At 59.4% G+C, this 25,273-nt stretch carries 19 protein-coding genes and 1 pseudogene; 13 read left to right on the top strand and 7 right to left on the bottom strand.

The window, feature by feature from the left end:
• Positions 1-224: 224 nt before the first annotated feature.
• Entirely contained in the window at positions 225-2,510 is a 2,286-nt protein-coding gene (locus tag PHQ58_RS11370; protein ID WP_300111114.1) for an EAL domain-containing protein, read from the bottom strand.
• Positions 2,511-2,625: 115 nt separating this feature from the next.
• On the opposite strand from PHQ58_RS11370, the gene PHQ58_RS11365 reads away from it, so the two are divergent.
• From PHQ58_RS11365 to PHQ58_RS11355, 3 genes are all read left to right on the top strand, one after another.
• Complete coding sequence (locus PHQ58_RS11365; RefSeq protein WP_300111113.1) at positions 2,626-5,046, top strand: Lon protease family protein; 2,421 nt, start codon at positions 2,626-2,628, stop codon at positions 5,044-5,046.
• Positions 5,047-5,064: 18 nt separating this feature from the next.
• Positions 5,065-5,289, top strand: coding sequence for a hypothetical protein (locus tag PHQ58_RS11360; protein ID WP_300111112.1), 225 nt, complete (start codon positions 5,065-5,067; stop codon positions 5,287-5,289).
• A gap of 65 nt (positions 5,290-5,354) precedes the next feature.
• Positions 5,355-8,309: an aconitate hydratase gene (locus PHQ58_RS11355; RefSeq protein ID WP_300111111.1), complete on the top strand. Its 2,955-nt coding sequence runs from the start codon at positions 5,355-5,357 to the stop codon at positions 8,307-8,309.
• A 17-nt stretch (positions 8,310-8,326) separates the two neighbouring features.
• On the opposite strand, the gene PHQ58_RS11350 is transcribed toward PHQ58_RS11355, so the two are convergent.
• A complete protein-coding gene (locus PHQ58_RS11350) occupies positions 8,327-8,659 on the bottom strand; it encodes a J domain-containing protein (RefSeq protein WP_300111110.1) in 333 nt (110 codons plus the stop codon).
• A 141-nt stretch (positions 8,660-8,800) separates the two neighbouring features.
• Between PHQ58_RS11350 and PHQ58_RS11345 the strand changes: the two are divergent.
• Positions 8,801-9,148 (top strand): annotated as a pseudogene (locus tag PHQ58_RS11345) (NADPH-dependent FMN reductase); the annotation flags it as partial.
• Positions 9,149-9,182: 34 nt separating this feature from the next.
• The gene (locus tag PHQ58_RS11340) at positions 9,183-9,377 is read left to right on the top strand and encodes a hypothetical protein (RefSeq protein ID WP_300111109.1); all 195 of its coding nucleotides are present in this window, start codon (positions 9,183-9,185) and stop codon (positions 9,375-9,377) included.
• An 85-nt stretch (positions 9,378-9,462) separates the two neighbouring features.
• Here PHQ58_RS11340 and PHQ58_RS11335 read toward each other — a convergent pair whose 3' ends face one another.
• Positions 9,463-10,059, bottom strand: coding sequence for a chemotaxis protein CheB (locus tag PHQ58_RS11335; RefSeq protein WP_300111108.1), 597 nt, complete (start codon positions 10,057-10,059; stop codon positions 9,463-9,465).
• 225 nt (positions 10,060-10,284) lie between these two features.
• Between PHQ58_RS11335 and PHQ58_RS11330 the strand changes: the two genes are divergently transcribed.
• The 8 genes from PHQ58_RS11330 to PHQ58_RS11295 all read left to right on the top strand — a co-directional run bounded on the left by PHQ58_RS11330 (position 10,285) and on the right by PHQ58_RS11295 (position 16,690).
• Positions 10,285-10,836: a hypothetical protein gene (locus PHQ58_RS11330; RefSeq protein WP_300111107.1), complete on the top strand. Its 552-nt coding sequence runs from the start codon at positions 10,285-10,287 to the stop codon at positions 10,834-10,836.
• Between the two features lie 30 nt (positions 10,837-10,866).
• On the top strand, positions 10,867-11,688 hold the full coding sequence (locus PHQ58_RS11325) for an alpha/beta hydrolase (protein ID WP_300111106.1): 822 nt from the start codon (positions 10,867-10,869) through the stop codon (positions 11,686-11,688).
• Positions 11,689-11,741: 53 nt separating this feature from the next.
• A complete protein-coding gene (fumC, locus tag PHQ58_RS11320; RefSeq protein ID WP_300111105.1) occupies positions 11,742-13,109 on the top strand; it encodes a class II fumarate hydratase in 1,368 nt (455 codons plus the stop codon).
• Positions 13,110-13,288: 179 nt separating this feature from the next.
• Positions 13,289-13,615 carry a hypothetical protein gene (locus tag PHQ58_RS11315; RefSeq protein ID WP_300111104.1) on the top strand — a complete coding sequence of 109 codons (327 nt, stop codon included), beginning with the start codon at positions 13,289-13,291 and terminating at the stop codon, positions 13,613-13,615.
• 31 nt (positions 13,616-13,646) lie between these two features.
• Positions 13,647-13,805, top strand: coding sequence for a DUF3309 family protein (locus tag PHQ58_RS11310; protein ID WP_300111103.1), 159 nt, complete (start codon positions 13,647-13,649; stop codon positions 13,803-13,805).
• A gap of 14 nt (positions 13,806-13,819) precedes the next feature.
• Positions 13,820-15,166 carry a sorbosone dehydrogenase family protein gene (locus tag PHQ58_RS11305; RefSeq protein WP_300111102.1) on the top strand — a complete coding sequence of 449 codons (1,347 nt, stop codon included), beginning with the start codon at positions 13,820-13,822 and terminating at the stop codon, positions 15,164-15,166.
• A gap of 39 nt (positions 15,167-15,205) precedes the next feature.
• The gene (locus PHQ58_RS11300; RefSeq protein WP_300111101.1) at positions 15,206-16,282 is read left to right on the top strand and encodes a PHB depolymerase family esterase; all 1,077 of its coding nucleotides are present in this window, start codon (positions 15,206-15,208) and stop codon (positions 16,280-16,282) included.
• Positions 16,283-16,387: 105 nt separating this feature from the next.
• A complete protein-coding gene (locus tag PHQ58_RS11295) occupies positions 16,388-16,690 on the top strand; it encodes a ferritin family protein (protein ID WP_300111100.1) in 303 nt (100 codons plus the stop codon).
• Here the strand turns inward: PHQ58_RS11295 and PHQ58_RS11290 are convergent.
• The 4 genes from PHQ58_RS11290 to PHQ58_RS11275 all read right to left on the bottom strand — a co-directional run bounded on the left by PHQ58_RS11290 (position 16,687) and on the right by PHQ58_RS11275 (position 25,250).
• Positions 16,687-17,898, bottom strand: coding sequence for a PAS domain-containing sensor histidine kinase (locus PHQ58_RS11290; RefSeq protein ID WP_300111099.1), 1,212 nt, complete (start codon positions 17,896-17,898; stop codon positions 16,687-16,689). The genes PHQ58_RS11295 and PHQ58_RS11290 overlap by 4 nt on opposite strands.
• 70 nt (positions 17,899-17,968) lie before the next feature.
• Positions 17,969-20,953, bottom strand: coding sequence for a chemotaxis protein CheB (locus tag PHQ58_RS11285; RefSeq protein ID WP_300111098.1), 2,985 nt, complete (start codon positions 20,951-20,953; stop codon positions 17,969-17,971).
• A gap of 169 nt (positions 20,954-21,122) precedes the next feature.
• Positions 21,123-22,100, bottom strand: coding sequence for a diguanylate cyclase (locus PHQ58_RS11280; protein ID WP_300111097.1), 978 nt, complete (start codon positions 22,098-22,100; stop codon positions 21,123-21,125).
• A 12-nt stretch (positions 22,101-22,112) separates the two neighbouring features.
• Complete coding sequence (locus PHQ58_RS11275; protein WP_367187306.1) at positions 22,113-25,250, bottom strand: PAS domain S-box protein; 3,138 nt, start codon at positions 25,248-25,250, stop codon at positions 22,113-22,115.
• Positions 25,251-25,273 lie beyond the last annotated feature (23 nt).

Below are 25,273 nucleotides of genomic sequence, written 5' to 3'. Positions count from 1 at the left end.
ATGTAAATATTCAGGCACGGGCTGTGTATTCAATCCAACACAGCTTACGCCATGTTGAGCATGGTGCCCGACCCGAGGCCAGCCATCCGTGCGATGGCACACATAGCCAACAAATGACGTTGAACTGTTGAACAGCCCGCAGCTCACGCCGGCGCGTCAAACGCGACCCGGTTGCGCCCCTTGTCCTTGGCTTGGTACATGGCGGATAGCTATAACAACAAAGGTCATGCCTCGCGCCAAGCCGCATCGGGCTGCCAGCCAGCGGCCCAGGCGGGCAAATCGGCAGCCGGCATGGGCTTTGCAATGCCAAATCCCTGCGCCAGTTCACACCCCAACTGCAGCAACAGCCTGCCATGCGCCACAGTTTCAACCCCCTCGGCAATCACGGCGCAATGAAAGGCGCCGGCCAAACCGACAATGCCTTGCAAAATGGCCTGGTCATCCGGGTCGTGCAGCATGTCGCGCACAAAACCCTGGTCAATCTTGAGCAAGGCAACCCGCAGGCGCTTCAGGTAGATCAATGACGAATAACCCGTGCCAAAGTCATCCAGTGCAAACGTCACACCAAGCTGGCGGCAGGCTTCAATCAGGCCAGACACATACACCACGTCTTGCAGCGCACTGGTTTCCAGTATTTCTAACTCAAGGTGCGCCGGGTTCACCAAGGGGTGGCGCGCCAGCAGGGCTTTCAGGCGCGCCAAGAAATCTGGCTGCTGCAACTGCAGGGCACCCACGTTAACGCTCACTGGCAGCGCCACCCCTTGGGCCTGCCAGAGTTCCATTTGCGTCAAGGCGGCATCCATCACCCACTCACCCACCTCAATGGCCAGCGGATGGTTTTCAATCACCGGCAAAAACGCCGCCGGCGCCAGCAACCCCTGTGCGGGGTGTTGCCAGCGAATCAGCGCTTCAACCCCCATCACCTGCCCGGTGCGCATGTTTACCTTGGGCTGGTAATAGAGCACAAACTCGTGGTTCCCCAGCGCCTGGTGAATGTGGCTCAGGTCTTCATGCCAGCTGCGCAAGCTAATGTCTTGTGCGGTATCAAACACCTGATAGCGGTCTTTGCCCGACAACTTGGCCTGGTACATGGCCTGGTCGGCCTGGCGCAGCAATTGATCGGCTTCAATCTCTTGCGCCTGCGGGTAAAAGCTGACGCCCAGGCTGGCCGACACCTGCAGCGTGTACTCAGGCAGGTGTAAAGGCAGCGCAACTGAGTCCAGCAAACGCTCCAGCAAAGGCAAGCAGGCCTCGGTGTTTTCCAGGTCAAGCAGCACGGCGGCAAACTCATCACCACCGACCCGGGCCAGCGTGTCGCCCTCACGCATGGCCGCTTGCATGTGTTTGGCCACGGCAATCAGCATTTGGTCACCGGCCGCATGGCCATAGTGATCGTTGATGGACTTGAAGCCGTCCAGGTCGATGTAGACCACGGCCAGCAGCTTCCCGCTGCGCCGCGTCAGTGCCATGGCCTGCTGCAGGCGGTCGGCTTTCAGCACGCGGTTAGGCAGGCCGGTGAGCACATCGTAATAAGCCATGTGTTCAAGCTGTGCCTGGTGCGACTTGCTTTGCGAAATGTCAGAAAACATCGCCACATAACGCTGCACCACACCCTGTGTGTCACGCACCGCGCTAACGGACAACAACTCGGCGTAAACCTCGCCGTTTTTACGCCGGTTCCAGAGCTCGCCAGACCAATGGCCGGTTTCGGTCAGCTCAGCCCACAGCGCAAGGTAAACCGCCGGGGCTTGCCGGCCAGAGCTAAGCAGGCGCGGATTACGCCCCAACACCTCGGCGCGGCTGTAGCCCGTGATGCGGGTGAAGGCGTCATTCACCTCCACAATATTGCCCCGCAGGTCAGTCACGATGATGCCCTCGCCGGTCTGGCTGAACACACTGGCGGCAAGCTGCAGTTTTTCCTCAGCCTGTTTGCGCTCGGTGATGTCGCCCAGCACCAAGCGCAACGCGGTGCTGCCATCGTCAGCAGGCACGGCCAAGGCGGCCAGGCTGACCCAGACAAACGAGCCGTCGATGCGTTTGATGCGCAGCTCACACGAAACCGTTTGACCGGATTCAAGCAAACGTTGCCGAAACAGGTAAAAAACATCATGGTCTTCTGCAACGATGAATTGACTGAGAGGGCGCGCCACCAGCCTGTCACGCGTGACTCCCATCAAGCGCGCCGTGGTCAGGTTGACCTGGCCAATCAGCCCCTGCGCATCCAGCGTGCAATAGCCAACCGGTGCCAGGTCGTAAAAATCAAAATAATGGGCCCGCTCGGTGTCTAGGGTCGTCTGTGCCCGGCGCAGCTCCTCGTTTTGCATCTCCAGCTCAATCTGGTGCACTTGCAGCTCGTGCAGCAAGTGCCGCATGGCAAGCGGCATCTGCGCAAGTTGCGCTGCCGTGGGCGACTCTGGCAGGCCAGCAAAGCGAGACTCAGCGCGCTGGCGCAACGCCAGCCGCACTTCAACCGAAGGTTGGGGTGCGGCGTGGGCTGGCAGTTTGTCCATGTAACCAATCGTATCAGGGCACAAGCAGGCATCGCAAGCAACAAGCTTGCGCCATGTCAACACATGGCTCACCCATTGGATAAAACTGGCAGGCCGCACCCTCAGGAGCCGCATCATGTCCCTTGCCAGCTTAAGCCCCTCTGACCTGACCCTGACCCTTGCCCCCGAGTCGCTCGGCTTCAAGGACACATCCGAGCTGCTGAATCAGCCGTTGCCCTGGATCGGCCAGGCGCGGGCACAAGCCGCGGCGCAATTTGGCCTGACCATGGACCAGCCCGACTACAACCTGTTTGTGCTGGGCGAGGTAGGCAGCGGCCGCTCGTCGCTCTTGCAACAGCTGATGCAGCAGGTGGCCGCTACCAAAGCGGTGCCACCGGACCTGTGTTATTTGCACAACTTTGACGCCCCAGACAAACCCCGCGCCCTGCGCATGCCGCCCGGCCAAGGCAAGCAACTTCGTCAGTTCATGGTGCAACTGTGCAAAACGCTGCAAAAAGAAATACCGCAGCGCCTGGACGGCCCCGACTTCAAAGCCGAAAGCGCACACCTTGAAAAAGCCTACAAACTTGAAGAATCCAAGGCCTATACCGAGCTTGATGCCTTTGCCGAGGCACGTAACTTTGCGCTTTACCGGGAAGACGGCCACATGGTGTTCACCCTTTTGGGGGCCAAAGGCAAGGCATTGACCGAGAGCGAGGCCCGCTCGCTACCCAAAGACCGTCGCGCCCAGGTGGACCTGGCCGAGCAGGAGTTGCGCAGCGAAATTGCCCGCTACCTAGACAAAATCCGGCCGCTTGAGCGCATCAAGAACGAGGGTGTGATCGCCCTGCGCCGCCAGATCATCAAACCGCTGCTGGAGCGGGAGCTGCAAGAAATCAGGCTCGGGCTGAAAAAACAGATCAAAGACTCGGTCAAGCTGGGCAACTACCTCGACCAGGTGATGCAGCATGTGCTGGACAACCTGGACACCTTTCGGGCCACTGAGGTCGATGAAGAACTGCGCCTGGAAGAACTGACCACCGTGCTGTCGCGCCTGCGGGTTAACGTGGTGGTGGACAACGAGGCGCTAACGGGTGCGCCGGTCATTATTGAGAACAACCCCTCGTACCACAGCCTGTTTGGCAGCATCGAGTATCAGACCGAGGAGGATGTGCTGCTGACCGACTTCTCGCGCATTCGCGCCGGCAGCCTGCTGAAAGCGCATGGCGGTTTTCTCATGCTGCATGTGCGCGACTTGCTGACCGACGAGCTGGTGTGGGAAAAGCTGCGGCGCTTTTCGCGCACCGGGCGCTTGCAGATTGAAGAACCGATGCAAATGTTTGCCCCCATGCCCACCGTGTCGCTAGCTCCGGAGGCGCTTGACCTGAACGTCAAGATTGTGCTGATTGGCGCCACCGAAGAGTATTACTTGTTGCAAGAAGCCGACCCCGAATTTGCTCGGCGTTTTCGCGTCAAGGTGGATTTTGCCGAAAGCTTTGTCGCCAGCACAGACACCTACGGGGCATCCGCCGTGTTTGTGGCCCAGACCTGCCAGCGGCTGGGTTTGCCGCATTTCTCGGCCGAAGCCGTGGCGCATTTGCTTGAAGATGCGCACCGCGAGGTCGATGACCAAACCCGTCAAAGCGGCGTCTTTTCTCACATGGAAGCGCTGGTCATGGAAGCCGGTGCCGTTTGCCAGGGCCGCGAAGGCACGCTGGTGAAAGGTGACGATGTGAGCGCCGCGCTGCAAGCCCGCCGCCTGCGCCACAACTACCCCGACCAGCGCATGCAGGAGACCATCACCGATGGTGAGCGCTTGATCAGCCTGCATGGCGAAAAAATCGGTCAGATCAATGGTCTGACGCAGATTGACCTGGGTGACTACCGTTTTGGCTTTCCGGTGCGGGTCACGGCGCGCACGTCTGCGGGTGAAGACGGCCTGGTGAACATCGAGCGCGAGGTGGAATTGTCTGGGCCCATCCACGACAAAGGTGTGCTGATTTTGAACAGCTACCTGTCTGCTTTATTTGCCGCCCAGGCCCCACTGGCGCTCAACGCCACGCTGGTGTTTGAGCAGGAATACCACGGCATTGAGGGCGACTCGGCCTCTTGCGCCGAGCTGTATGCGCTGCTTTCGTGTCTGTCGGGGCTGCCTTTAAGGCAAGGCATTGCCGTCACCGGAGCCGTCAACCAGCATGGCGAGGTGCTGCCGGTGGGTGGCATCAACGAAAAAATCGAGGGGTTTTTCAGGATTTGCGCCACCGCCGGGCTCACCGGCCAGCAGGGCGTGCTGATTCCGCAGCGCAACCGTCGCCACCTGATGTTGAACTGCGAGGTAACACAAGCCGTGACGCAAGGCCGCTTCCATGTGTATACCGCTGAACACGTGAGCGAAGGTATTGAATTGCTGACCGGCGCCGCAAGCGGCCTGCCCGGCACGGCCAACGGTTACGCCCCAGACACCGTGCTGGGCCGTGCCCAGAAAACCCTGCAAGCCTACCGGCAAGCCTGCCAACTGGCCGACTCACCCAGAGTGGGGCGCAAGCGCGGACGCTGAACCTACATCGGCAGCGGCATGGGCAACGGAGCAGGCGGAGGCACTGGGCGCGGCACCTGTGATGGCAGCGGTGCGGGCGATGGCGGCATTGGCATCGGCGGCATCCGTTCTGGTGAGGGTGACGGCATGTCAGTGTTCATGTTGGTGTGTGTCATGCGCCCATTTTTTGTGCTTCCAAGGCAGCTGTCTGTGCGTTGGCGCACAACAAAAGCACAGCGACGCTGGTTAATCTGGGGGAACTGACACTGTGCTCATCAGGGCCATTGGCCAACTGCCAGAATGGCTTCACCCCCTTCTAGGAGATCACCATGCCCCACGCTTTTGCATTCACCATCAAACCATTCACCACCGCGTCTGGCAAGGTCGGGCAGTGTTATTCGTTGCCGGCGCTGGCTACGCAACTCCCCAACGTGACCCGCCTGCCGGTGTCGATGCGCATCGTGCTGGAAGCCGTGTTGCGCCACTGCGATGGCCGCAAGGTGACTGCCGAGCATGTGGCCCAGGTGGCCAATTGGCAGTCCAACGCGCCCCGCACCGACGAGATCCCGTTTGTGGTTTCACGCGTGGTGCTGCAAGACTTCACCGGTGTGCCGCTGTTGGCAGACCTGGCAGCCATGCGCAGCACGGCGCAGCGCCTGGGGCTGGACCCGCAGCGCATTGAGCCGCTGGTACCGGTAGATTTGGTGGTGGACCACTCGATCATGGTTGACCACTATGGCAAAAAAGACTCACTCGACCTGAACATGAAACTTGAATTCCAGCGCAACCGCGAGCGCTACGAGTTCATGAAATGGGGCATGCAGGCCTTTGACACCTTTGGCGTGGTGCCACCCGGCTTTGGCATCGTGCACCAGGTGAATCTGGAATACCTGGCGCGCGGCGTGCACCAAGGTAAAGGTGATATTTACTACCCCGACACACTGGTTGGCACCGACAGCCACACCACCATGATCAACGGCATAGGGGTGGTCGGCTGGGGTGTGGGCGGCATTGAGGCCGAGGCCGCCATGCTGGGCCAGCCGGTGTATTTGTTGACGCCTGACGTGGTGGGCATGGAACTCACCGGTAGCCTGCGCGAGGGTGTCACCGCCACCGACTTGGTGCTGACCGTGACCGAAACCCTGCGCCAGCACAAGGTGGTGGGCAAGTTTGTCGAGTTTTTTGGCGAGGGCACACGCACCCTGGCCCTGCCCGACCGCGCCACCATCGCCAACATGGCCCCCGAATATGGCGCCACCATGGGCTTCTTCCCGGTGGACGAGAAAACAATTGCTTACTTCAGGGGTACCGGCCGCACCCCGGACGAGATCGACACCTTTGAGGCCTACTTCAAGGCACAAGGCCTGTTTGGTGTGCCCCTCAGTGGCGACATTGACTACTCGCAAGTGGTCAAACTGAACCTGGCGGATGTGACCCCCAGCCTGGCTGGCCCCAAACGGCCGCAAGACCGCATTGAGCTGGGCCGGGTGGCAGCGCAATTTGCCGAGCTGTTCAGCAAACCGAATGCGCTGAATGGCTTTAACCAGCCGGCGGACAAACTGCTAACGCGTTTTCCCGTTGGCCAGGCCGTGGCAACAAACGACGCACCGCTGGCACCCCCGGTGCCGCCAGATGCCCCACGCGATGTCGCAGAGATGGTGCAAAACCGGCCCACGCTGGAGGCCAGCAAGACGGCCGCAGATGCACCTGGCCAAACCCAAGTGCCCATGCATACCGCCCGCCATGTCACCGTAGGCAATGGCGACGTACTCATCGCCGCCATCACCAGTTGCACCAACACGTCCAACCCCAGCGTGTTGCTGGCGGCCGGCTTGTTGGCCAAAAAGGCTGTCGAAGCTGGCCTCACGGTGCAGCCGCACATCAAGACCTCTTTGGCGCCGGGCTCGCGCATCGTCACCGAGTACCTCCTTGAGGCCGGTTTGCTGCCTTATTTGGAGCAGCTTGGCTTTGCGCTGGCAGGCTATGGCTGCACCACCTGCATTGGCAATGCGGGCGACCTGACACCCGAGCTCAATGCGCTCATCACTGGCCAAGACCTGGTATGTGCGGCGGTGCTGTCGGGCAACCGCAATTTCGAGGCGCGCATTCACCCCAACCTGAAAGCTAATTTTTTGGCCAGCCCGCCGCTGGTGGTGGCCTATGCGATTGCCGGCACGGTGCTGCGCGACCTGAGCACCCAGCCAGTAGGCCAAGGCACCGGCGGCAAAGATGTTTACCTGGCCGACATCTGGCCCAGCAGCGACGAGATTCAGGCGCTGATGGCCTTTGCCATGAACGGCAACGCCTACCGCGAGAACTACGCCCGAATTGCCACCGAGCCTGGCCTGCTGTGGCAAGCCATCACTGGCGTAACGGGCACCAGCTACACCTGGCCCAAGAGCACCTACATTGCAGAGCCGCCTTTCTTTGCCACCTTCACTATGGAACCTATAGCTGATCGCGCAAGCAAAACGGGGGCTAGAGGCCTAAAAGGCACTGAATCTGTGCAGGGTGCCCGCATCATGGCGTTGTTTGGTGATTCCATCACCACCGACCATATTTCGCCAGCAGGCAACATTGCGGCAACTTCACCCGCTGGCCAATGGCTGCTGGCGCACGGTGTGCAACAAGCCGACTTCAACTCTTACGGCGCACGCCGTGGCAACCATGAGGTGATGGTGCGCGGCACGTTTGCCAATGTGCGCATCAAGAACTTGATGATCCCGGCGCAGCCAGATGGCACGCGCACTGAAGGTGGCCTGACGCTGTACCAGGCACCCGTTGGCACACAAGGCGACGGTGCCACGGGTGAAATTCTGTCCATTTTTGACGCCGCTAGCCGCTACATGGCAGCCGGTATGCCCACCGTGGTGTTTGCGGGTGAGGAATACGGCACCGGGTCGAGTCGTGACTGGGCCGCCAAAGGCACACAGCTGCTGGGCATCAAGGCGGTGGTGGCGAAGAGTTTTGAGCGCATCCACCGCAGTAACCTGGTCGGCATGGGCGTGCTGCCGTTGCAGTTCAAGGCCGATGCCAGTTGGCAAAGCCTGGGCTTAACCGGCAGTGAAGTGATTGACATCCTGCCCGACGCAGACCTGCGCCCGCAGAGTGACGCGCAGTTGGTCATCACCCGCGCCGATGGCAGCCGCACGACGGTCACAGTGCTGCTGCGCATTGACACCCCGATTGAGGTGGACTACTACCGGGCCGGCGGCATATTGCCGTTTGTGTTGCGGCAACTGCTGCGGCCTGCAGCCGCTCAGGTAGGCGCCGTTTCTTTGTAGTCAGCCACACAAGCCACTCAGTTCAACGGCCGAAAAACAAACGCGCGCAAGCCCTGAGTGGCATCGGCTGGCACGCTGGCTTGGCGTTGCTTGGGCAGGTCGCTGCCGCGGCGCTCTACAAACCCTTGGGCCAGCCCCAACGTCTGGTCATAACGTTGGCGCCTGAGTGGGTCAGACAACACAAAATAGGCATGGTTGATAGCCGCCTGCCGCGCGCTGGCGCTGGCATTGCCTGAATTCTTGTCGGGGTGGTTGGCTTGGGTCAGGCTCCGGTAGGCGGCCCTGACGACCAGGTCACTGGCAGCGGGGCTAACTTCCAACAGGTCGTACAAATTGGGCTCGGGTTTCATGGTGCTGCCATCATTTCATGTTGGCGCGCTGGGTGATTGCGAGTTATCAAACAAATCATGACTGATTCACTTCGTGGGCATTGTTCGAAAGTCAACGTAGTTTCCGCAGAAACAACACATCCTCATTTATGGGAGAGGATCATGAGTCAATATCAAATTGCAGTTCTTGTCAGCAGCCTTCGCCACGAGTCATTCAACCGAAGACTGGCGGGTGCCATGGCAAAACTCGCGCCACTAGACTTCTCGTTCAAGCAGGTAAAAATCGATGGCCTGCCGCTGTACAACCAAGACGACGACGCCCACCAAGTCGATTCAGTTATCCGTCTGAAAACGGAAATCAAGGTGGCTCATGGCTTGTTGTTTGTCACGCCTGAATACAACCGATCCATTCACGGTGTGCTCAAAAATACCATCGACCATGCGTCGCGCCCCGACGGTCAAAGCGCATGGTCTGGTAAACCTGCGGGCGCGTTCGGTGTCTCAGTGGGTCCTGATCTATCTTGTGGTCGGATTTAACAGCACCATGAAACCCAAATTACCAAAGAAGCGGCGTCTGTGCCTCGAAGTTGCCAAAATGCTCAGTCCGGCTGAACCACCCTCAAGCCGTGAAGATTGCCATTTGGTGAACACGCCAAGCTCAGCAGCCGCTCCAGATTTCCCAGAAGGCCGTGAAGACCCTGAGCAGTCTGCAGAATTGGAGCGGCAGCAAGACGCCTAATCCATCGATGTCCGGGTGGCTGGACTCGCCGCCTGTTTGCGCCACTTGTTGAAACATTCCAAGTCGCAGAAATACCCGGCAACCATTACGCTGTCTTTGCTTCACCCTGTGCAATACGCACAATTTCCTTGGCAATGTCTTCGGGTGTAAGCACAAAGTCAATGCAGCCTGTGTCAATGGCACTCTCAGGCATGTCGGGCTGACTGGCGGTATCAAGCTTTTGCGCGATGGTGATGCCACCCACTTCCTGAATGCCGCACAGCGCCGCCGCACCGTCACCGTCGTAACCCGACACAATCACGGCAATCAGTTTGCCGTCCCAATAGGCTGTGAGCGACTTCAAGAAGACCGTGATCACATCGGGCCAGCCGCGCGGCTTGGAGATCGGCTTCAAATGAAACACGCCATCATCCACGTGCAGATCACGGTTGGCCGGGATGATGAACACGTGGTTGGGTTCAATCACCAGGTTGTCTGTGATCAGCTCGACAGGCATGCCTGTGAAACGCGGCAATACCTCATGCAGCTGCGTGGGCATCAAGGTGATGTGGTTGACGATCACTATTGCCACACCCGTGTTGGTGGGCAAGCATTTCAGCAGCCGGATATAGGCGTCAAGCCCGCCGGCCGAGCCACCCACGCAAACAATCGGAAAGTTTTTCATCACAAGTTTGTGTTTCATGGGGCACCCTTTGCTGTAAAAGAATTGTCCGAGAGACTACGTGACAGGTCGCAGCGGGTCTGTTCGGCACATCACACAGCCGTAGGTTAGCCAGCGCACAGACCATTTGTCTGAGCTTGCGTAACGTCAGGCCATGTCGCACATCACACGGTCATTTGGCCCGTGTTTGAGAAAGAGACACCCGTCTCTAAGTCTCTGTGGTTGGCATTCACAAAAAGGATATCTATGAACATCTCTCGCAATTTCAAAGCTTCGCTCATTGTTGCTGCCCTGCTATCATTCTCGGTAGCCCAGGCTTCAACCCTCACCAAAGCCGAATACAAGGCTGAAAAGACCCGCATCAGCGCCGAGTACAAGGTTGACAAAAAGGCCTGCGACGCCTTCAAGGACAACGCCAAGGATGTCTGCGTGCAAGAAGCCAAGGCCAAGGAATCCGTCGCCCGTGCCGAGCTGGAATTCAGCTACACCGGCAAAGCCGCTGACCAGACCAAGGTGCTTGAAGCCAAAGCCAAATCAGCATACGCTGTGGCCAAGGAGAAGTGTGACGACCAGGCTGGTAACGCCAAAGATGTTTGCGTGAAAGAAGCCAAGGCCGTTGAAGTCAAGGGTCTGGCAGATGCCAAGCTGGGCAAGCAGATCGGTGAAGCCAAAAAAGAAGCCACCGCCGACAAAAGCGATGCCAACTACAAGGTGGCCATTGAGAAGTGCGATGCCCTGGCTGGTGCCGCCAAAGACAGCTGTGTAGCAGCTGCCAAGACCCAGTTCGGCAAGAACTAAAACCCGCAACGCCTAAATAGGAGCGCCACCATGCCCAAGATCATCACCGCTGACCAGACCGAGCTTTATGTCAAGGATTGGGGTACGGGGCAACCCGTGATCCTGATCCATGGTTGGCCCTTGTCATCAGACAGTTGGGATGATCAGGCGATGGCGCTTGCCAACGCGGGCTACCGGGCCATTGCCTACGACAGACGAGGCTTTGGCCGCTCCACCCAGCCCTGGAGTGGTTACGACTACGACACCCTGTCTGACGACTTGGCTGCTGTCATTGAGCAAACTGGCGCCAAAGACGCGGTCATCGTTGGCTTCTCGATGGGTGGCGGTGAAGTGGCCCGCTACATGTCGCGCCACGGTGGCAAGTCGGTGGCCAAGGCAGTGCTGGTGTCTGCCAGCCTGCCCTTCCGGCTGAAAACTGATGACAACCCGCTGGGTGCAGAACAAGCCGCGTTCGACAAGACGGCGCAGGCCATCCGTGATGACCGCCCCAAGTTTTTGGCGAGCTTTTTTGAGAAATTTTTTGCAGTCACCGCTGATGCACGGCCGGTGAGCACGCAGGTGCTGGAATGGGCCCGCAGCGTGGGCATGCAAGCCAGCTTGCAAGCCACCTTGGGCTGCGCCAAGTCGTTCACCACGACAGATTTCCGCCCCGAGCTAGCTGCCTTCAAGGTACCCACGCTCATCGTTCACGGTACCAATGACCAAGTGGTGCCCATCGATGCCTCAAGCCGGCTCACGGCCAAAGGCATTGCACACGCCACCCTGCTTGAATATGAGGGCGCTCCGCACGGCTTGTTTGCCACGCACAAGGCGCGCCTGACCACCGATTTGCTTGATTTCCTGAAGGTCTAAGCCACCTGCCGGAGACCCAACAAGGATTCAAGTCACTTTCAAGGAGACTTGCCATGCCCAGTATGCGCACTGAAACCGACAGTTTTGGCCCCATCGAGGTCCCAGAAGCTGCTTTGTGGGGCGCGCAAACTGAGCGCAGCCTGCATTTTTTTGACATTGGCGAGCAGCGCATGCCACTGCCGGTGATTCATGCGCTGGCGTGGGTTAAGTGGGCGGCCGCCCTGGTCAATGGCGAGCTGAACTTGCTTGATGCCAGCAAGGCGCAGGCCATTGCCAACGCGGCGCAGCGCGTGGCAGCTGGCGAATTTGATGCCGAATTCCCGCTGTCGGTCTGGCAAACCGGATCTGGCACGCAAAGCAACATGAACGTTAATGAGGTGATCGCCAGGCTGGCCGGACCACATGTGCACCCCAATGACGATGTAAACCTGGGACAGTCGTCCAACGATGTGTTTCCCAGCGCCATGCACATCGCCGTAGCGTTGCAGGCCAAATCAGGCTTGTTGCCCGCGCTGCAAACGCTGCGCCTTGTATTGGTTGCCAAATCAAAGGCATTTGCCGACGTCATCAAAATCGGCCGCACCCATTTGCAAGACGCCACACCCATCACGCTGGGCCAGGAACTGGGTGGCTACGAGGCGCAACTTACGCTGTGTGAGAGCAGCATTAAGCACGCCCTGCTGGCCGTGCACCGCCTGGCCATTGGCGGCACCGCAGTGGGCACCGGCCTGAACACACACCCAGAGTTCGGCGCCCGGGTGGCGGCCAAACTGGCAAAGCAACTTGGCCTGCCACTGGCGCAGGCTGACAACCTGTTTGCAGCCCTGGCCGGCCATGAGGCACTGGTGGCATTTCATGGCAGCCTGAGAATGCTGGCCGTTGCCTTGACCAAAATCGGCAATGACATTCGCCTGTTGGGCAGTGGGCCGCGCGCTGGACTGGGCGAGCTGCAGTTACCGCAAAACGAGCCCGGCAGCTCCATCATGCCCGGCAAGGTCAACCCCACCCAAATTGAGGCCCTGACCATGGTCTGCGCGCAGGTCATGGGGCATGACGCCGCCATTGGCTTTGCCGCCAGCCAGGGACACTTTGAGCTCAATGTGTACAAGCCGCTGATCATCCTTGACACGCTTGACAGCCTGCGTCTGCTGGGCGATGCCATGCAGAGTTTTACCCGGCACTGCGTGGTGGGCATCACAGTGAACGCCGCGCGCATCGATGAGTTGCTGCACAGCTCGCTGATGCTGGTCACCGCGCTGGCGCCGCACATTGGCTATGACCGTGCTGCGCAAATTGCCAAACACGCGCATGCCCAAAGGGTCACGCTGCGCGAGGCGGCGCTGACACTGGGAACCGTCAGCGCTGAGCAGTTTGACGCCTGGATTGACACAGGCCAGATGCTTGGTCCACACGCGGCCTGATTTCATTAAGCTGGTGGGCAGAAACGATTGGTTTGCTTGGTGTGCCGCCGCACAGAACTCTTGAGCGCATCTCCTTAAGCTACGGCCATGGCAATAAAAAGATCGCCCAAGCGGCATCAAATGATCAGCAAGGGTTATGCCTTTGCGGTGCCATATTTTTTACTCTTCAAGGATTACAAATGAAATACGCCCTACCCATATTCGCTGTCGCTGCTGCCCTGAGTCTGGCTGCCTGTGACCGTCCCGCCGTCATTACCGTGCCCGCCGCACCCGTCGCCGCACCCGTCGCCGCACCCGTCGCCGTGCCCGGCCCTGCCGGCCCGACTGGCGCCACCGGTGCCACTGGCAGCTCAGGCGGCACGGGTGCCACTGGCGATACAGGTGCGACTGGCAATACCGGTAACACGGGTTACACAGGTGCCACAGGTGCCACAGGCGCCACCGGCAAAACTGGCGACGGCACCACCATCATCGTGATGCCACCCGCTTCAGCGCCAGCCAATTAAATTTACTTAACCCTCACTCAAGGAGCATCTCATGAGCATAGGCACCATCCTGTTGATCGTTCTGATCCTGATGTTGATCGGGGCCATTCCCGCTTGGCCACACAGCAAAGGCTGGGGCTATGGCCCCACCGGCGGCTTAGGTCTGGTGGTGATCATCATCGTCATCTTGCTGCTGATGGGACGGATCTGACACTGCGCCAATTCATGGGCAGCAAGCAGGTGCGTTGCGCAGGCAATGCACTGATGGCTGCCGTGGTGTTGGCCATGTCGGCTTGTGGCGACATGGCTACTTTGCCTCTTACCGCAGGCACAGGGCCATCGCCCACGCTTCCCGCCCCCCAACACGCGCTGATTCCGACCGTGCACATAGCGCCGGCCAAGGGCTGGCCCAATGGTGTCACGCCGCAGGCAGCGCCCGGCATGGGTGTCGACGCTTTCGCCCGTGATCTGGATCACCCACGCTGGCTTTACGTGTTGCCTAACGGCGACGTGCTGGTGGCCGAGACCAACGCACCCGCCAAACCCGACGATGCCAAGGGCCTCATCGGTTGGGCCATGAAACTGGTCATGAAGCGCGCAGGCGCAGGCGTGCCCAGCGCCAACCGCATCACGCTGCTGCGCGACACCAACGGTGATGGCGTGGCAGACCTGCGGTCGGTGCTGCTGGACGGACTGCACTCGCCTTTTGGCATGGCCTTGGTTGGCCATGATCTTTACGTGGCGAACACTGACGCCGTGTTGCGATTTCCCTACAAAGATGGAGACACCCGCATCACGGCCGACGGCACGCACGTGTTGAGCTTGCCCGCGGGCCCGATCAACCACCACTGGACCAAAAACATCATCGCCAGCCAAGATGGCAAAAAATTATTTGTCACCGTGGGCTCCAACAGCAATGTCGCTGAACGCGGTATGGCGGTGGAAGCCGGGCGCGCCGCCATCTGGCAAGTTGACCTGCAAAATGGCGGGCATCGAATTTTCGCCACCGGCCTGCGCAACCCCAATGGCATGGCCTGGGAGCCGCACAGCGGGGCCCTGTGGACGGTAGTGAATGAACGAGACGAGCTTGGCAACGACTTGGTGCCTGACTACCTGACCTCCGTGCAAGACGGCGCCTTTTATGGCTGGCCCTACAGCTATTTCGGCCAGCATGTTGACACGCGTGTAACCCCGCCACAACCCGCACTTGTTGCCCGTGCCATTGCGCCCGACTACGCGCTTGGTTCACACACAGCACCGCTTGGCTTGGCCTTTTCTGCCGGGACCACCCTGTCCGCTGCCTTTGCCAACGGCATGTTCATTGGCCAGCATGGCTCCTGGAACCGCCGTCCGCACAGTGGCTACAAGGTGATTTTTGTGCCTTTCAAAGACGGCCGACCTGCTGGCTTGCCGGTTGACGTGCTGAGCGGTTTTCTCAGCGAAGACGGCGATGCTTATGGCAGACCGGTGGGCGTGGCGCTCAACAACCAAGGTGCGTTGCTGGTGGCGGATGATGTGGGTAACGTTATTTGGCGAGTCAGCGCGCAGCCCGCTCCGACACCAACGCATTGAGATCGGGCACGCGCTGCCTTCCAAGAATTTCCACAAATTATGACCAGACGAGTTCGAAGCACCGTTTTTAGCCGCGCCATCCAGCGCTCACTCAAGGCGTTGACGCGCAGTGCCATTCGGGCCGGCACAAAGGCCGTGGCGCAGGCCTTGCGGCCAAGCAAACCTGCAGCACAAAAATCGCTCGCACGAAAAACTGTTGCGCGTAAGCCAGCAGCCAGCAAAACCACCCCGGCCCGGGCCAAAGCGACCAAGACAGTGCAGTTGCGGGCCGGCTTCACAGCGGGCATGGCCGGGGTGCAACGCTACCGGCTTTTCGTGCCGCCGGGTGCGCGGCGCAGGGCGCGCCTGCCTTTGCTGGTGATGCTGCATGGCTGCACCCAAAGCGCCGATGCTTTTGCCTCCAGCACACGCATGAACCAGATTGCCGCCAAAGAAGGCTTTGTGGTGCTGTACCCCGAACAAAACCACCTGGCCAACTTGCAAGGCTGCTGGAACTGGCACCAGACGCGCTCAGGCCAGGCCCAGGCAGAAGCCGAGACGATTCTTGCCACCATCCACCAGGTGTGCCAATTGCAGGCGATTGACCCGGCGCGTATTGCCTTGGCAGGCTTGTCGGCCGGTGCCAGCATGGCGGCGCTGTTGGCGGTTCGGCACCCAAAAAGTTTTGGGGCCATTGCCATGCACTCAGGTGTTGCACCGGGCATTGCCCACGCCACGGCCAGCGCACTCACCGCCATGCGAGGGGGTGGCGTGGCCACACCTCTGTCGCCCCTGGCAGCGGGCACCCATTTGCCGGCATTGCTGGTCATTCAGGGCAGTGCCGACCACCTGGTGGCCCCAAGCAATGGCGCCACCGCCGCTCACCTGTGGGCTGCCCGTGAGGGCGCAGCTCCAGCCAAACCACGCACCGTTCAGCGCGGTGCCCGGTTGCCCGCAACACTCACCGACTACAAGGTAAAAGGCAGACTGGTGGCAACCCTGTGTGTCGTGCAAGGGCTGGGGCACGCCTGGAGTGGCGGTGCGGCCAGCCAGAACTTCAGTGATCCGAAGGGGCCGGACGCGTCCCGCATGATTTGGGCTTTTGCGCTCAAGCAGTTTGCCAAGTTGGCCGCATAGGCCAGGTTCTGTGTGCCGGCGCACTGAAGTATTGCGCCTGATTTCATACGATGGCCACTGAACCGCAACGCAACCTGCGTTGACGCCTACCCCAGGAGATTACCCATGCCAAGTTTCGGATCACCCTTTTCAGGGCTTGCCAAAGACAAAAAAATCAGCCACGAAGAACTCGTCAGAGCCATTCGTTTCATGGTGGCCGCAGAGTTTGAGGCTACCCAGATGTACATGCAGCTGGCAGAGTCGACCGACCACCCGCTGGCCATCAAGGTACTGACAGAAATAGCCAACGAAGAACGCGTGCACGCCGGTGAGTTCCTGCGGCTGTTGCATGAGCTTTCACCCGATGAAGCCAAGCTGTATGCCGAAGGTGCGAAAGAAGTTGAAGAAAAAATCAACGAAAAAACCTAAACCAGGTTCAGCTCAAACCAGAACTCACTGCCCTCGCCCACCACGCTGTTTGCCCCCATTTCACCGCCCATGGATTCCACCAGCCGCTGGCTCACCACCAGACCAATGCCGGTGCCTTTGGTGTTGCCAGCCTCTTGGCCGAGCCGGTTGAAGGGCTGAAACAACTGGGCCAGTTTGGCTGCTGGCAAACCCTGGCCGGTATCGCGCACGCTGATGCGCAGGCGCTCAGGCGTGCGTGCACTGCAGCTCACATTCACGCTGCCGCCTTCTTTGTTGTACTTGATGGCGTTGGACAGCAGGTTGATGATCACTTGCTTGAGTCGAATCGCGTCAGCGTGCACGATGTAGGCGGCCTCAAGTGGCAAAAATTCAATGTGCACCGCGCGAACTGCCATCAACGGCTCAATCAGTGCCTGACAGTCCACCAGCACGTCGGCCAGCGACACGTCTTCCATGGTCAACGCGGCGTGGCCGGACTCGATTGCAGCCAGGTCAAGAATGTCGTTGACCAGCGCCAGCAAGTACCAGCCTCCTTTGAGAATTTGTGCCAGGCTGGCCTGTTGGCTGTTGGTGAGCGCAGACACTTCCAACAGCTGTGCAAATCCCAAAATGGCGTTCAGCGGTGAGCGCAGTTCATGGCTCATGCTCGATAAAAATTCCGATTTGGCCAGGTTGGCCCGCTCAGCCTGCAGGCGTGCGCTCTCCAGCTCGCGGTTGCTCTCTACCAGAATCATGTTCAACCGCCTGCGCTCAGTGATGTCGCTCAGCACCACGCGCAACACCGGCCCATCGGTGTCGCCCGTTGCAGCGCTCATGTCCAGCTTGACCCACACCGCCACGCCATCGCTGTGCATTAGCTGCAGTTCGCAGCTTTGCGACTGCCCGGTTTCCAGCAATTGCTTGCTGCACAGGTAGTAGCTGTCTTGATGCGCCTTGACAATGAAATGGCTCAGCGGCCGCCTGACCAACGCGCTGCGGGCCACGCCCAGCAAATTGGCAGCACTCAGGTTGGCCTCCAGAATTACCCCATGGGTGGCCACCGTGAGGTAGCCCACCGGGGCCATGTCATACAAATCGAAATAACGCGCGCGCGACACCTCAAGATCCGTTTGCGCCCGGCGCAGCTCTTCGTTTTGCAATTGCAATTCGATCTGATGCACCTGCAGGTCGTGCATCAGCTTTACAGTGTCGGCAGTTTCATGACTCATGAAAAATATATTTGCTACAAATAACGTAGCTATTTACGCTTGATTAACATGGCCTACAGGCCTAAATCACTTACTTTTCGACATCACTGGCCCGCTCTGTGGTGGCAATGGCGTAGACGCGGCCAGCCTCATCAAGCAGCGCGGTGGCGGTCAGTTCTATGTCCAGCACGCGGCCGTCTTTGGTCAGCCGTTGCGTCTTGAACGGGGTCACTGTTTTGGCCTCGCTGAGCTGGCGCACCTGTGCCAGGGCCTTGTCCTGCCGCGCTTGCGGAATGCGCAAACGGACATTCATTTTCAGGGCCTCAGCCTCAGTCCAGCCATAAAGCCGCTCGGCACCAGGGTTCCAGGCAATGGTCTGACCGTCCAGCGCCTGCACCGTGATGGCATCACTCGCATCACGCACCACCACCGCCAGGCGCAGCAGCGCATTGGCTTTTTGCAAGGCCTCACGTGTCTGCTTAACGTCGGTGATCTCAACAAAAGTGATCACCGCGCCCTCAATCACGTTGTCCAGCGTGCGGTAGGGCAAGATGCGCAGCACATAGCTCTTGCCGTCGGCAGTTTGCACTTCGGCCTCTTTGGGGGCCAGGTTTCTCAGCACCTCTTGAATGTCATTCAGCAGCGTGCTGTAGCCCACCAGGTTATTCACAATGTGGCCCACCGGGCGGCCCACGTCGCTCAAAATCAGGTTGATGATGCTGCTGACCGCTGGCGTAAAGCGCATGATGCGCAGGCTGTGGTCGACAAAAATGGTGGCAATGCCGGTGCCTGCCAGCAGGTTGTTCATGTCGTTGTTGGCGCGTGACAGGTCTGCCACCTTGGTTTGCAGCTCGGTGTTGACGGTGCTCAACTCCTCGTTGATCGACTGCATTTCTTCCTTGGAAGTTTCCAGCTCCTCGTTGGTGCTTTGCAATTCTTCGTTGACCGACTGCATTTCCTCGTTGCTGGATTTGAGCTCTTCGTTGGTGGTTTCCAGCTCTTCGTTGGCCGCACGCAAATACTCTTCTTTGGCCTGCAGCTCTTCGTTGAGCTCGGCAATTTGGGCACGGGCGGCCGGGCTGACGGGCGCGGCAGGCACGGGTGCGGTCAGGGCAATGGGCGCAGCCCCTTTGGGCTCGGGTGCGTTTTCCAGCATGACCAGAAACAGCGGCGAATCGAGCGCGCCGGTTGGGCCACCCAGCACCGGGCAGACGCTCAGATTCACCAGCGTGAAGTGCCCATTGGTCTTGACGCGCACGCCCTGAACATGCACCGTGCCATGGCTGGAAGCGGCTTTGTGCAGGGCCACCGTCAGGTCGCGGCGCAAGCCTTCGCGAGCCATTTTCATGATGTTGTAAATGCCGGCCAAGCCAGGCGCGGGCTCCAGGTACATGCCGGTGCGCCCGTGCAGGTAAAGAATGTCGCCATTGCCATTGACCAGCGCCGCCACCGCCGCCACATGTTGCAGCAGGGTTTGCTCGGTGAGTTCACGCAGCGACAGCTTGGGCGGCACGGCGGCTTTGCCAGCGGCAAGCGTCAGGTCTCTCTCTACCATGGGGGGCAAAAAGCGGCCCAGCGCGGCGCGCTGCGCGCCCTGAAAATCTTCCTTGCGCTGGTAAATCTTGGCCTTGCGGTCCAGCACGGCAAACAGGTCGCCCTGCTCACCTGCCGTCTCAGAGGTGCCCAAAAACAGCACGCCACTGGGTTGCAAAGCGTAGTGAAACAGCGAGATCAGCTTCTTTTGCAGCTCAGGCCCCAGGTAAATCATCAGGTTACGGCAGCTGATGAGGTCGAGCTTGGAAAACGGCGGGTCTTTGATGATGTCGTGCTCGGAGAACACCAGCAGGTCGCGAATGCCTTTGTGCACCCGGTAGGCGCTGCCGTCTGGCTCAAGCGTAAAAAACCGTGCCAGCCGTTCAGGGGTGACGTCGTCGGCAATGCTGGCCGGGTAGACACCGTTGCGCGCTGTGGCAATGGCGCGGCTGTCAATGTCGGTGGCAAACACCTGCACCTTGTAGCTGGCCCGCAGCGTTGCCAGTCGCTCTTGCAAAAGGATGGCCATCGAATACGCCTCTTCGCCGGTGGAGCAGCCAGTGCACCACACGCGCACAGCAGCGCCCACGGGCTTGCCTTCAAACAGCGTGGGAATGACCTTTTCTTCAAGCGCGGCAAAGGCCTCGGGGTCGCGGAAAAAATTGGTCACGCCAATCAACAGATCATTGAACAGCGCCTGCACTTCATCCGGGGCTTGCTGCAAATATTTGACATAGGCGTCAATGCCGTCAATCTGGTGCACCGCCATGCGCCGCTCAATGCGGCGGTAAATGGTGCTGGGCTTGTACTGTGAAAAATCGTGCCCTGTGTGGGTACGCAACAAGACAAATATCTTCCTCAGGGCGCTTTCGCTGAGCGGTTCGGTGAGGCTGATGTGATGCGGCAAGCGGCCAAAGGCGTGCGTTGTGTAGGCGATGAGCTGGCCTGCCATTTCGGCCGGTGGCAGCTCAAAATCCACCATGCCGGTGGCCAGCGCGCTGCGCGGCATGCCGTCAAATTCGCTTGATGCGGGGGTTTGCACCATGACCATGCCGCCCTCGCCCTTGATGGCGCGCACACCGAGCGTGCCGTCGCTGCCGGTGCCTGAGAGCACGATGCCAATCGCGCGCTCATGCTGGTCAAGCGCCAGCGAGCGGAACAAAAAGTCAATCGGCAGGCGGTGGCCGCGCGGTGCAGCGGGCTCCAGCAACTGCAGCGTGCCATTCAAAAACGCCATGTCGCGGTTGGGGGGAATGATGTAGGCACAGTTGGGGCGCACCACCACGCCATCCACCACCTCAAGTACCTGCATGCGGGTGCGCCGCGCAATCAGTTCAGTGAGCAGGCTTTTATGGTCGGGGTCAAGGTGTTGCACCAGCACAAAGGCCATGCCGGGGTCTGCGTCAGCCGGCATGCCTGCGAAAAACGCTTCGATGGCTGCAAGTCCACCGGCCGAGGCACCGATGCCCACAATGGGAAAGCTGCTTGCAGGGACCGCTGCCGGTACTTTATCCGGGGCGGTCGTCTTCTTTTTGGTCACCATAAATACTCCCTAATTGATAGCTGCTTACGCTTTATATTAAAGGGCTAGAGCCCGATTTAGCATAAATTTTTTAACAAGGCCTGTGGCCCGTCAAAACCCGGCTGCAGGTTACACCCGCATCAACGGCGTTGGCCAGCATGGTACGCACAAAATTGGGGCGCATTTTGAGCTACGCCGGGCTGACATGCGTTGGCAGCTGCGCGGCAGGGTCAAAAAAGCGCACGGTATGCCCACCGCCGCTTTTGGCCTGGTACATGGCCAGGTCGGCTTTTTTGAGCAAGTCACCAATGGCATCTTGTTCACCCAGAAAGACCACCACACCAATGCTCAGCGAGGCGTTATAGGCCTGGGCGTCCAGTTGGTAGGGCTGGCCCAGCGCAGTGAGCATCTTGTGGGCAATCACCTCGGCTTGTGTTGCCGCCACGCCGGGCTGCAGGCTCAAGCCGTCCAGCAGCACGACAAACTCGTCGCCGCCAAAACGCGCCACGCTGTCGCCCTCACGGGCACAGGCCAGCAGCCTCGCGCTCACCTGCTGCAGCAAGGCGTCGCCCATGTCATGGCCCAGGGTGTCATTGAGCTGCTTGAAATGATCAATGTCCAGAAACATCAGGGCGCAATGGTGCTGGGAGCGCACTGAGGCCAGTCTGGCTTGTTGCAGCCGGTCCATCAGCAAGCGACGATTGGGCAGGTTGGTCAGCGGGTCATGCAGCGCAATCGATTTCAAGGTGCTCACTGCTTGTTCAAGTTGCTTGTAAAGCAGGCGCACTTCCAGCATGTTGTGAATACGGGTCTTGACCTCAACCACATCAAAGGGTTTGGCAATGAAGTCTTTGGCACCAGACGCCAGCGCCCGCAGTTTGTGGCCGGGCTGCGCGGTAATCACCAAAACGGGTGTGTAGCCCCCTGTCTCCATCTGTTGCAGTTCATGCATCACCGCAAAGCCGTCCATGCCGGGCATCTGCAGGTCAAGCAAAATCAGGTCGTAGGCGTGGGTGCTGTGCATGTCACAAACCGAAAACGGGTCACGCGTGGCGCTCAGGTTGTGGTAGCCGGCCTCATTCAGCAGCTGCGACAGCAACGCCACATTGGCTTGGTTGTCATCAACAATCAGGATGTGTGCTGCAAGAATGTCGCGGGGACTGATCATCAAAAACCGGGGTCAAAACGTGGTGGCTTCAGCGCGTGCAGTGGCCAGCGCCAACCCTTCGTCAAGGGCCGCCATGAATTCATTGACCCGGATTGGCTTGGTGAGGTAGCGGAAGAAGCCAGCCGCCATGCCTTTTTCAATGTCACGCGGCATGGCGTTGGCGCTCAGGGCCAGCACCGGAATATGCCGGGTGGCCGCATCGCCCAGCAAGATGGCCAGGGCCTCCATACCGCTGATGCCGGGCAGGTTGATGTCCATCAAAATCAAATCTGGCTGGTGCGCACGGGCCATGGCAATGCCGCGCATGGCGTCCACGGCGCCCAGCAACCGCAACTCGGGGCGGCGCGCCACCAATTGCTCCACCAGCGCCATGTTGGCCTGGTTGTCTTCCACATACAGCACGGTGCGTATGCCAATATCAGAAGGCATAAGAGGAGCAGCAGCCGTGTCGATCGACTGCATATCCATGTGCAGTTGCGGTGCCAGCGCCGAGCTCAATTCAAACCAGAACACGCTCCCCACACCCACGGTACTGGTCAGGCCAATTTGCCCACCCATCAGCTCCACCAGGCGGCGGCTCACCACCAGGCCAATGCCGGTGCCTTCTTCTGAGCCGGCCTCTTGGCCCAGACGGTTGAAGGGCTGAAACAGCAAGGCAATCTTTTGCTCGGACAGCCCCAAGCCGGTGTCGCGCACGCTGATGCGCAAGCGCCCGCTGGAATGCACCCGATAGCTCACTTCGGCAATGCCGCCGGGGCGGTTGTATTTGATAGCGTTTGACAGCAAATTCACCACCACCTGCTTGAGCCGGGTGCGGTCAGCGATGACGAAGGTGGCTTTGTCCACGTCCGCAAAGGTGAGGCGAATGCCTTTTTGCTGGGCTTGCGGGGCAATCATGGCCTGGCAGTCTTGCATCAGGTCGTGCAGCGAGGTGGGTTCCAGCGACATCGACAGGCGACCCGATTCAATCAGGGCCAGATCAAGAATCTCGTTGATGAGTTCCAGCAAATACCAGCCCGCCTTGAGGATCTGGCCAACGCTGGCGGTTTGTGTGGGCGTGGGCGCGGGCACGCCCATTTCCAGCAGCTGCGCGAAGCCCAAAATGGCGTTGAGCGGGGAGCGCAGCTCGTGGCTCATGTTGGACAAGAAGTCTGATTTGGCCAAGTTGGCCTTGTCGGCCACGTTTCTGGCAATCTCCAGTTCGGCATTTTTGTTGCGCAGCAGCTGGTCTAGCCGGGTGCGCTCAACTTCTGCGGCCTGACGCGCGGTGTTGTCGGTGCCAATCAACAGGTAGCCAATGATGGCGTTGGTGTCGTCGCGCAAGGCGGTGACAGAAACCAGCGCGGGCACGCGGCTACCGTCTTTGCGAATGTAGGTCAGCTCGTAAATGTCTTCTATGCCGCGTGAGGCCTTGAACACCAGAGCCTCAAAGCCAGGCGTGATGGGCCGACCCAACTCAACGCTCAGGGCCTTGGCGCGGGCCACAATTTCATGCGGGTCTGAAATGTCAGCAGGGGTGCGCTGGTTCATGACCTCAGCGGCAGTAAAACCCAGCATGCGTTCGGCGCCGACATTGAAAATCTGGATCACACCCCTGGCGTCAGTGGCAATGCTGGAAAAATTGGCGCTGTCAAAAATGGCTTTTTGCAAGGCACCCGCCTTGAGCAAGGCCTCTTCAGCCTGCTTGCGAGCGCTGATGTCACGCAAGATGCCGGTGAAGTAGCGCTGCCCGCGCAGCGTCATTTCACTGGCAGAAATTTCCAGCGGAAACACGCTTCCGTTCTTGCGCAGGCCCATCACCTCTCGGCCAAGCCCCAAGGCACGGTCGGCATCGCTGGCTTCGTAATATTCCAGCGACACATGGCGCTGGTCTTGCTCCAGCTCGGGTATCAGCACGCTCAAGGGTTTGCCGGCCAGCTCGGCAGCGCTGTAACCAAACAGCAACTCAATGGCCGGGTTGGTTGTCTCGATGGTGCCGCCATCGGCATGCACTGTCACCAGCCCATCGGCCACCGTGTTCAGAATGGTTTGCACCAGCGCTGCGCTGTCGCGCAGGGTTTGCTGCACAGCGTATTCGTCGGACACATTGCGAAACACCAGCACCGCGCCCACCACCAAGCCAGCAGCATCCCGAATTGGGGCGCAACTGTCGGAGATATCAAATTCACGCGCATCGCGGGCAATCAGCACAGTGTGGTTGGCCAGCCCCTGCACGGTGCCGTGTTCCAAAGCGTCCGCCACCGGTATTTTGGCCAGCATGCGGGTGTCTTTGTTGACGATGTGAAACACCACGTCGACCGGTTGCCCGAGCGCTTGCGCCTGCGTCCAGCCAGTGAGCGCTTCGGCCACCGGGTTGAGCAGGGTCACGCAAGCCGCGGCGTCGGTGGCAATGACCGCGTCACCAATCGAATTGAGCGTCACAGCAAGTTTTTGCTGGCTTTCTTCAAGCTGCTTGTTGGCCTGCGCCAGCCTTTGGTTGGTTTCCTCTTGCACCTCAAGCAAGTGCTGGGTTTCCAGGTGCACCAGATTCTTCGCCCGTTGTTGGGATTTTTGAAAAAACAGATAAGCAAACACCAAGGCAAAAAGCACTGCCAATGCAGCAACAACCGACATCACAATCAACAAACGGTGCATGCTGGCATCAAACGCCGAGTCGTTAAGCGACTGGACATCGGTCTGCGCTTGAATGAAATTGTCCATTTCGGCGCGAATTGAATCCATCTGCTTCTTGCCTGTGCCGCCGTCGATGAGTTGGCGCGCAGCCGCCAAATTTCCACTGCGACGCAGCTCAATGACCGTGGCCAGCTCGACCATTTTGGCGTCGATCAAGGGCTTCAAAGTGGTCATAGAACCCGAGTTGCCGCTAAGCTCCTGCAAGTCGAAAAATTGTGCGTTGATGGTGTCACGCACTGCCAAATACGGCTGCAAATAGGCTTCATTACCGGTCAAGGCGTAACCACGCTGCCCAGTTTCAGCGTCTTTCAAGGAAAACAACAGGCTATTGGCCACGCTGATGACTTGGCGCGTGTGCTGGCGCTGGTTGGAAGCCACCGATATCTGCTGGTAAGACCAGAACATGAACGCAATGCCAGCGGCCAGCAGCAGCAAGGCGCCAGCCAACCAGGACAGTGTCTTAGGGATGATTTTCAAGGGGGTCGTCTCGTGGGTCGGGC

It is taken from the genome of Rhodoferax sp. (assembly GCF_028688795.1).
Taxonomy (GTDB): domain Bacteria; phylum Pseudomonadota; class Gammaproteobacteria; order Burkholderiales; family Burkholderiaceae_C; genus Rhodoferax.
The sequence above is the reverse complement of the archived record's forward strand: the minus strand, read 5'-3'. Positions and strand labels throughout refer to the sequence as shown.

Coding starts and splice junctions, on each gene's coding strand:
- PHQ58_RS11295 (WP_300111100.1), top strand. CDS start 16,388: ATGCCAAGTTTCGGATCACCCTTTTCAGGGCTTGCCAAAGACAAAAAA.
- fumC (WP_300111105.1), top strand. CDS start 11,742: ATGCCCAGTATGCGCACTGAAACCGACAGTTTTGGCCCCATCGAGGTC.
- PHQ58_RS11335 (WP_300111108.1), bottom strand. CDS start 10,059: ATGAAACACAAACTTGTGATGAAAAACTTTCCGATTGTTTGCGTGGGT.
- PHQ58_RS11370 (WP_300111114.1), bottom strand. CDS start 2,510: ATGGACAAACTGCCAGCCCACGCCGCACCCCAACCTTCGGTTGAAGTG.
- PHQ58_RS11280 (WP_300111097.1), bottom strand. CDS start 22,100: ATGATCAGTCCCCGCGACATTCTTGCAGCACACATCCTGATTGTTGAT.
- PHQ58_RS11350 (WP_300111110.1), bottom strand. CDS start 8,659: ATGAAACCCGAGCCCAATTTGTACGACCTGTTGGAAGTTAGCCCCGCT.
- PHQ58_RS11290 (WP_300111099.1), bottom strand. CDS start 17,898: ATGAGTCATGAAACTGCCGACACTGTAAAGCTGATGCACGACCTGCAG.
- PHQ58_RS11310 (WP_300111103.1), top strand. CDS start 13,647: ATGAGCATAGGCACCATCCTGTTGATCGTTCTGATCCTGATGTTGATC.
- PHQ58_RS11355 (WP_300111111.1), top strand. CDS start 5,355: ATGCCCCACGCTTTTGCATTCACCATCAAACCATTCACCACCGCGTCT.
- PHQ58_RS11285 (WP_300111098.1), bottom strand. CDS start 20,953: ATGGTGACCAAAAAGAAGACGACCGCCCCGGATAAAGTACCGGCAGCG.
- PHQ58_RS11360 (WP_300111112.1), top strand. CDS start 5,065: ATGGGCAACGGAGCAGGCGGAGGCACTGGGCGCGGCACCTGTGATGGC.
- PHQ58_RS11300 (WP_300111101.1), top strand. CDS start 15,206: ATGACCAGACGAGTTCGAAGCACCGTTTTTAGCCGCGCCATCCAGCGC.
- PHQ58_RS11330 (WP_300111107.1), top strand. CDS start 10,285: ATGAACATCTCTCGCAATTTCAAAGCTTCGCTCATTGTTGCTGCCCTG.
- PHQ58_RS11315 (WP_300111104.1), top strand. CDS start 13,289: ATGAAATACGCCCTACCCATATTCGCTGTCGCTGCTGCCCTGAGTCTG.
- PHQ58_RS11305 (WP_300111102.1), top strand. CDS start 13,820: ATGGGCAGCAAGCAGGTGCGTTGCGCAGGCAATGCACTGATGGCTGCC.
- PHQ58_RS11365 (WP_300111113.1), top strand. CDS start 2,626: ATGTCCCTTGCCAGCTTAAGCCCCTCTGACCTGACCCTGACCCTTGCC.
- PHQ58_RS11325 (WP_300111106.1), top strand. CDS start 10,867: ATGCCCAAGATCATCACCGCTGACCAGACCGAGCTTTATGTCAAGGAT.
- PHQ58_RS11340 (WP_300111109.1), top strand. CDS start 9,183: ATGAAACCCAAATTACCAAAGAAGCGGCGTCTGTGCCTCGAAGTTGCC.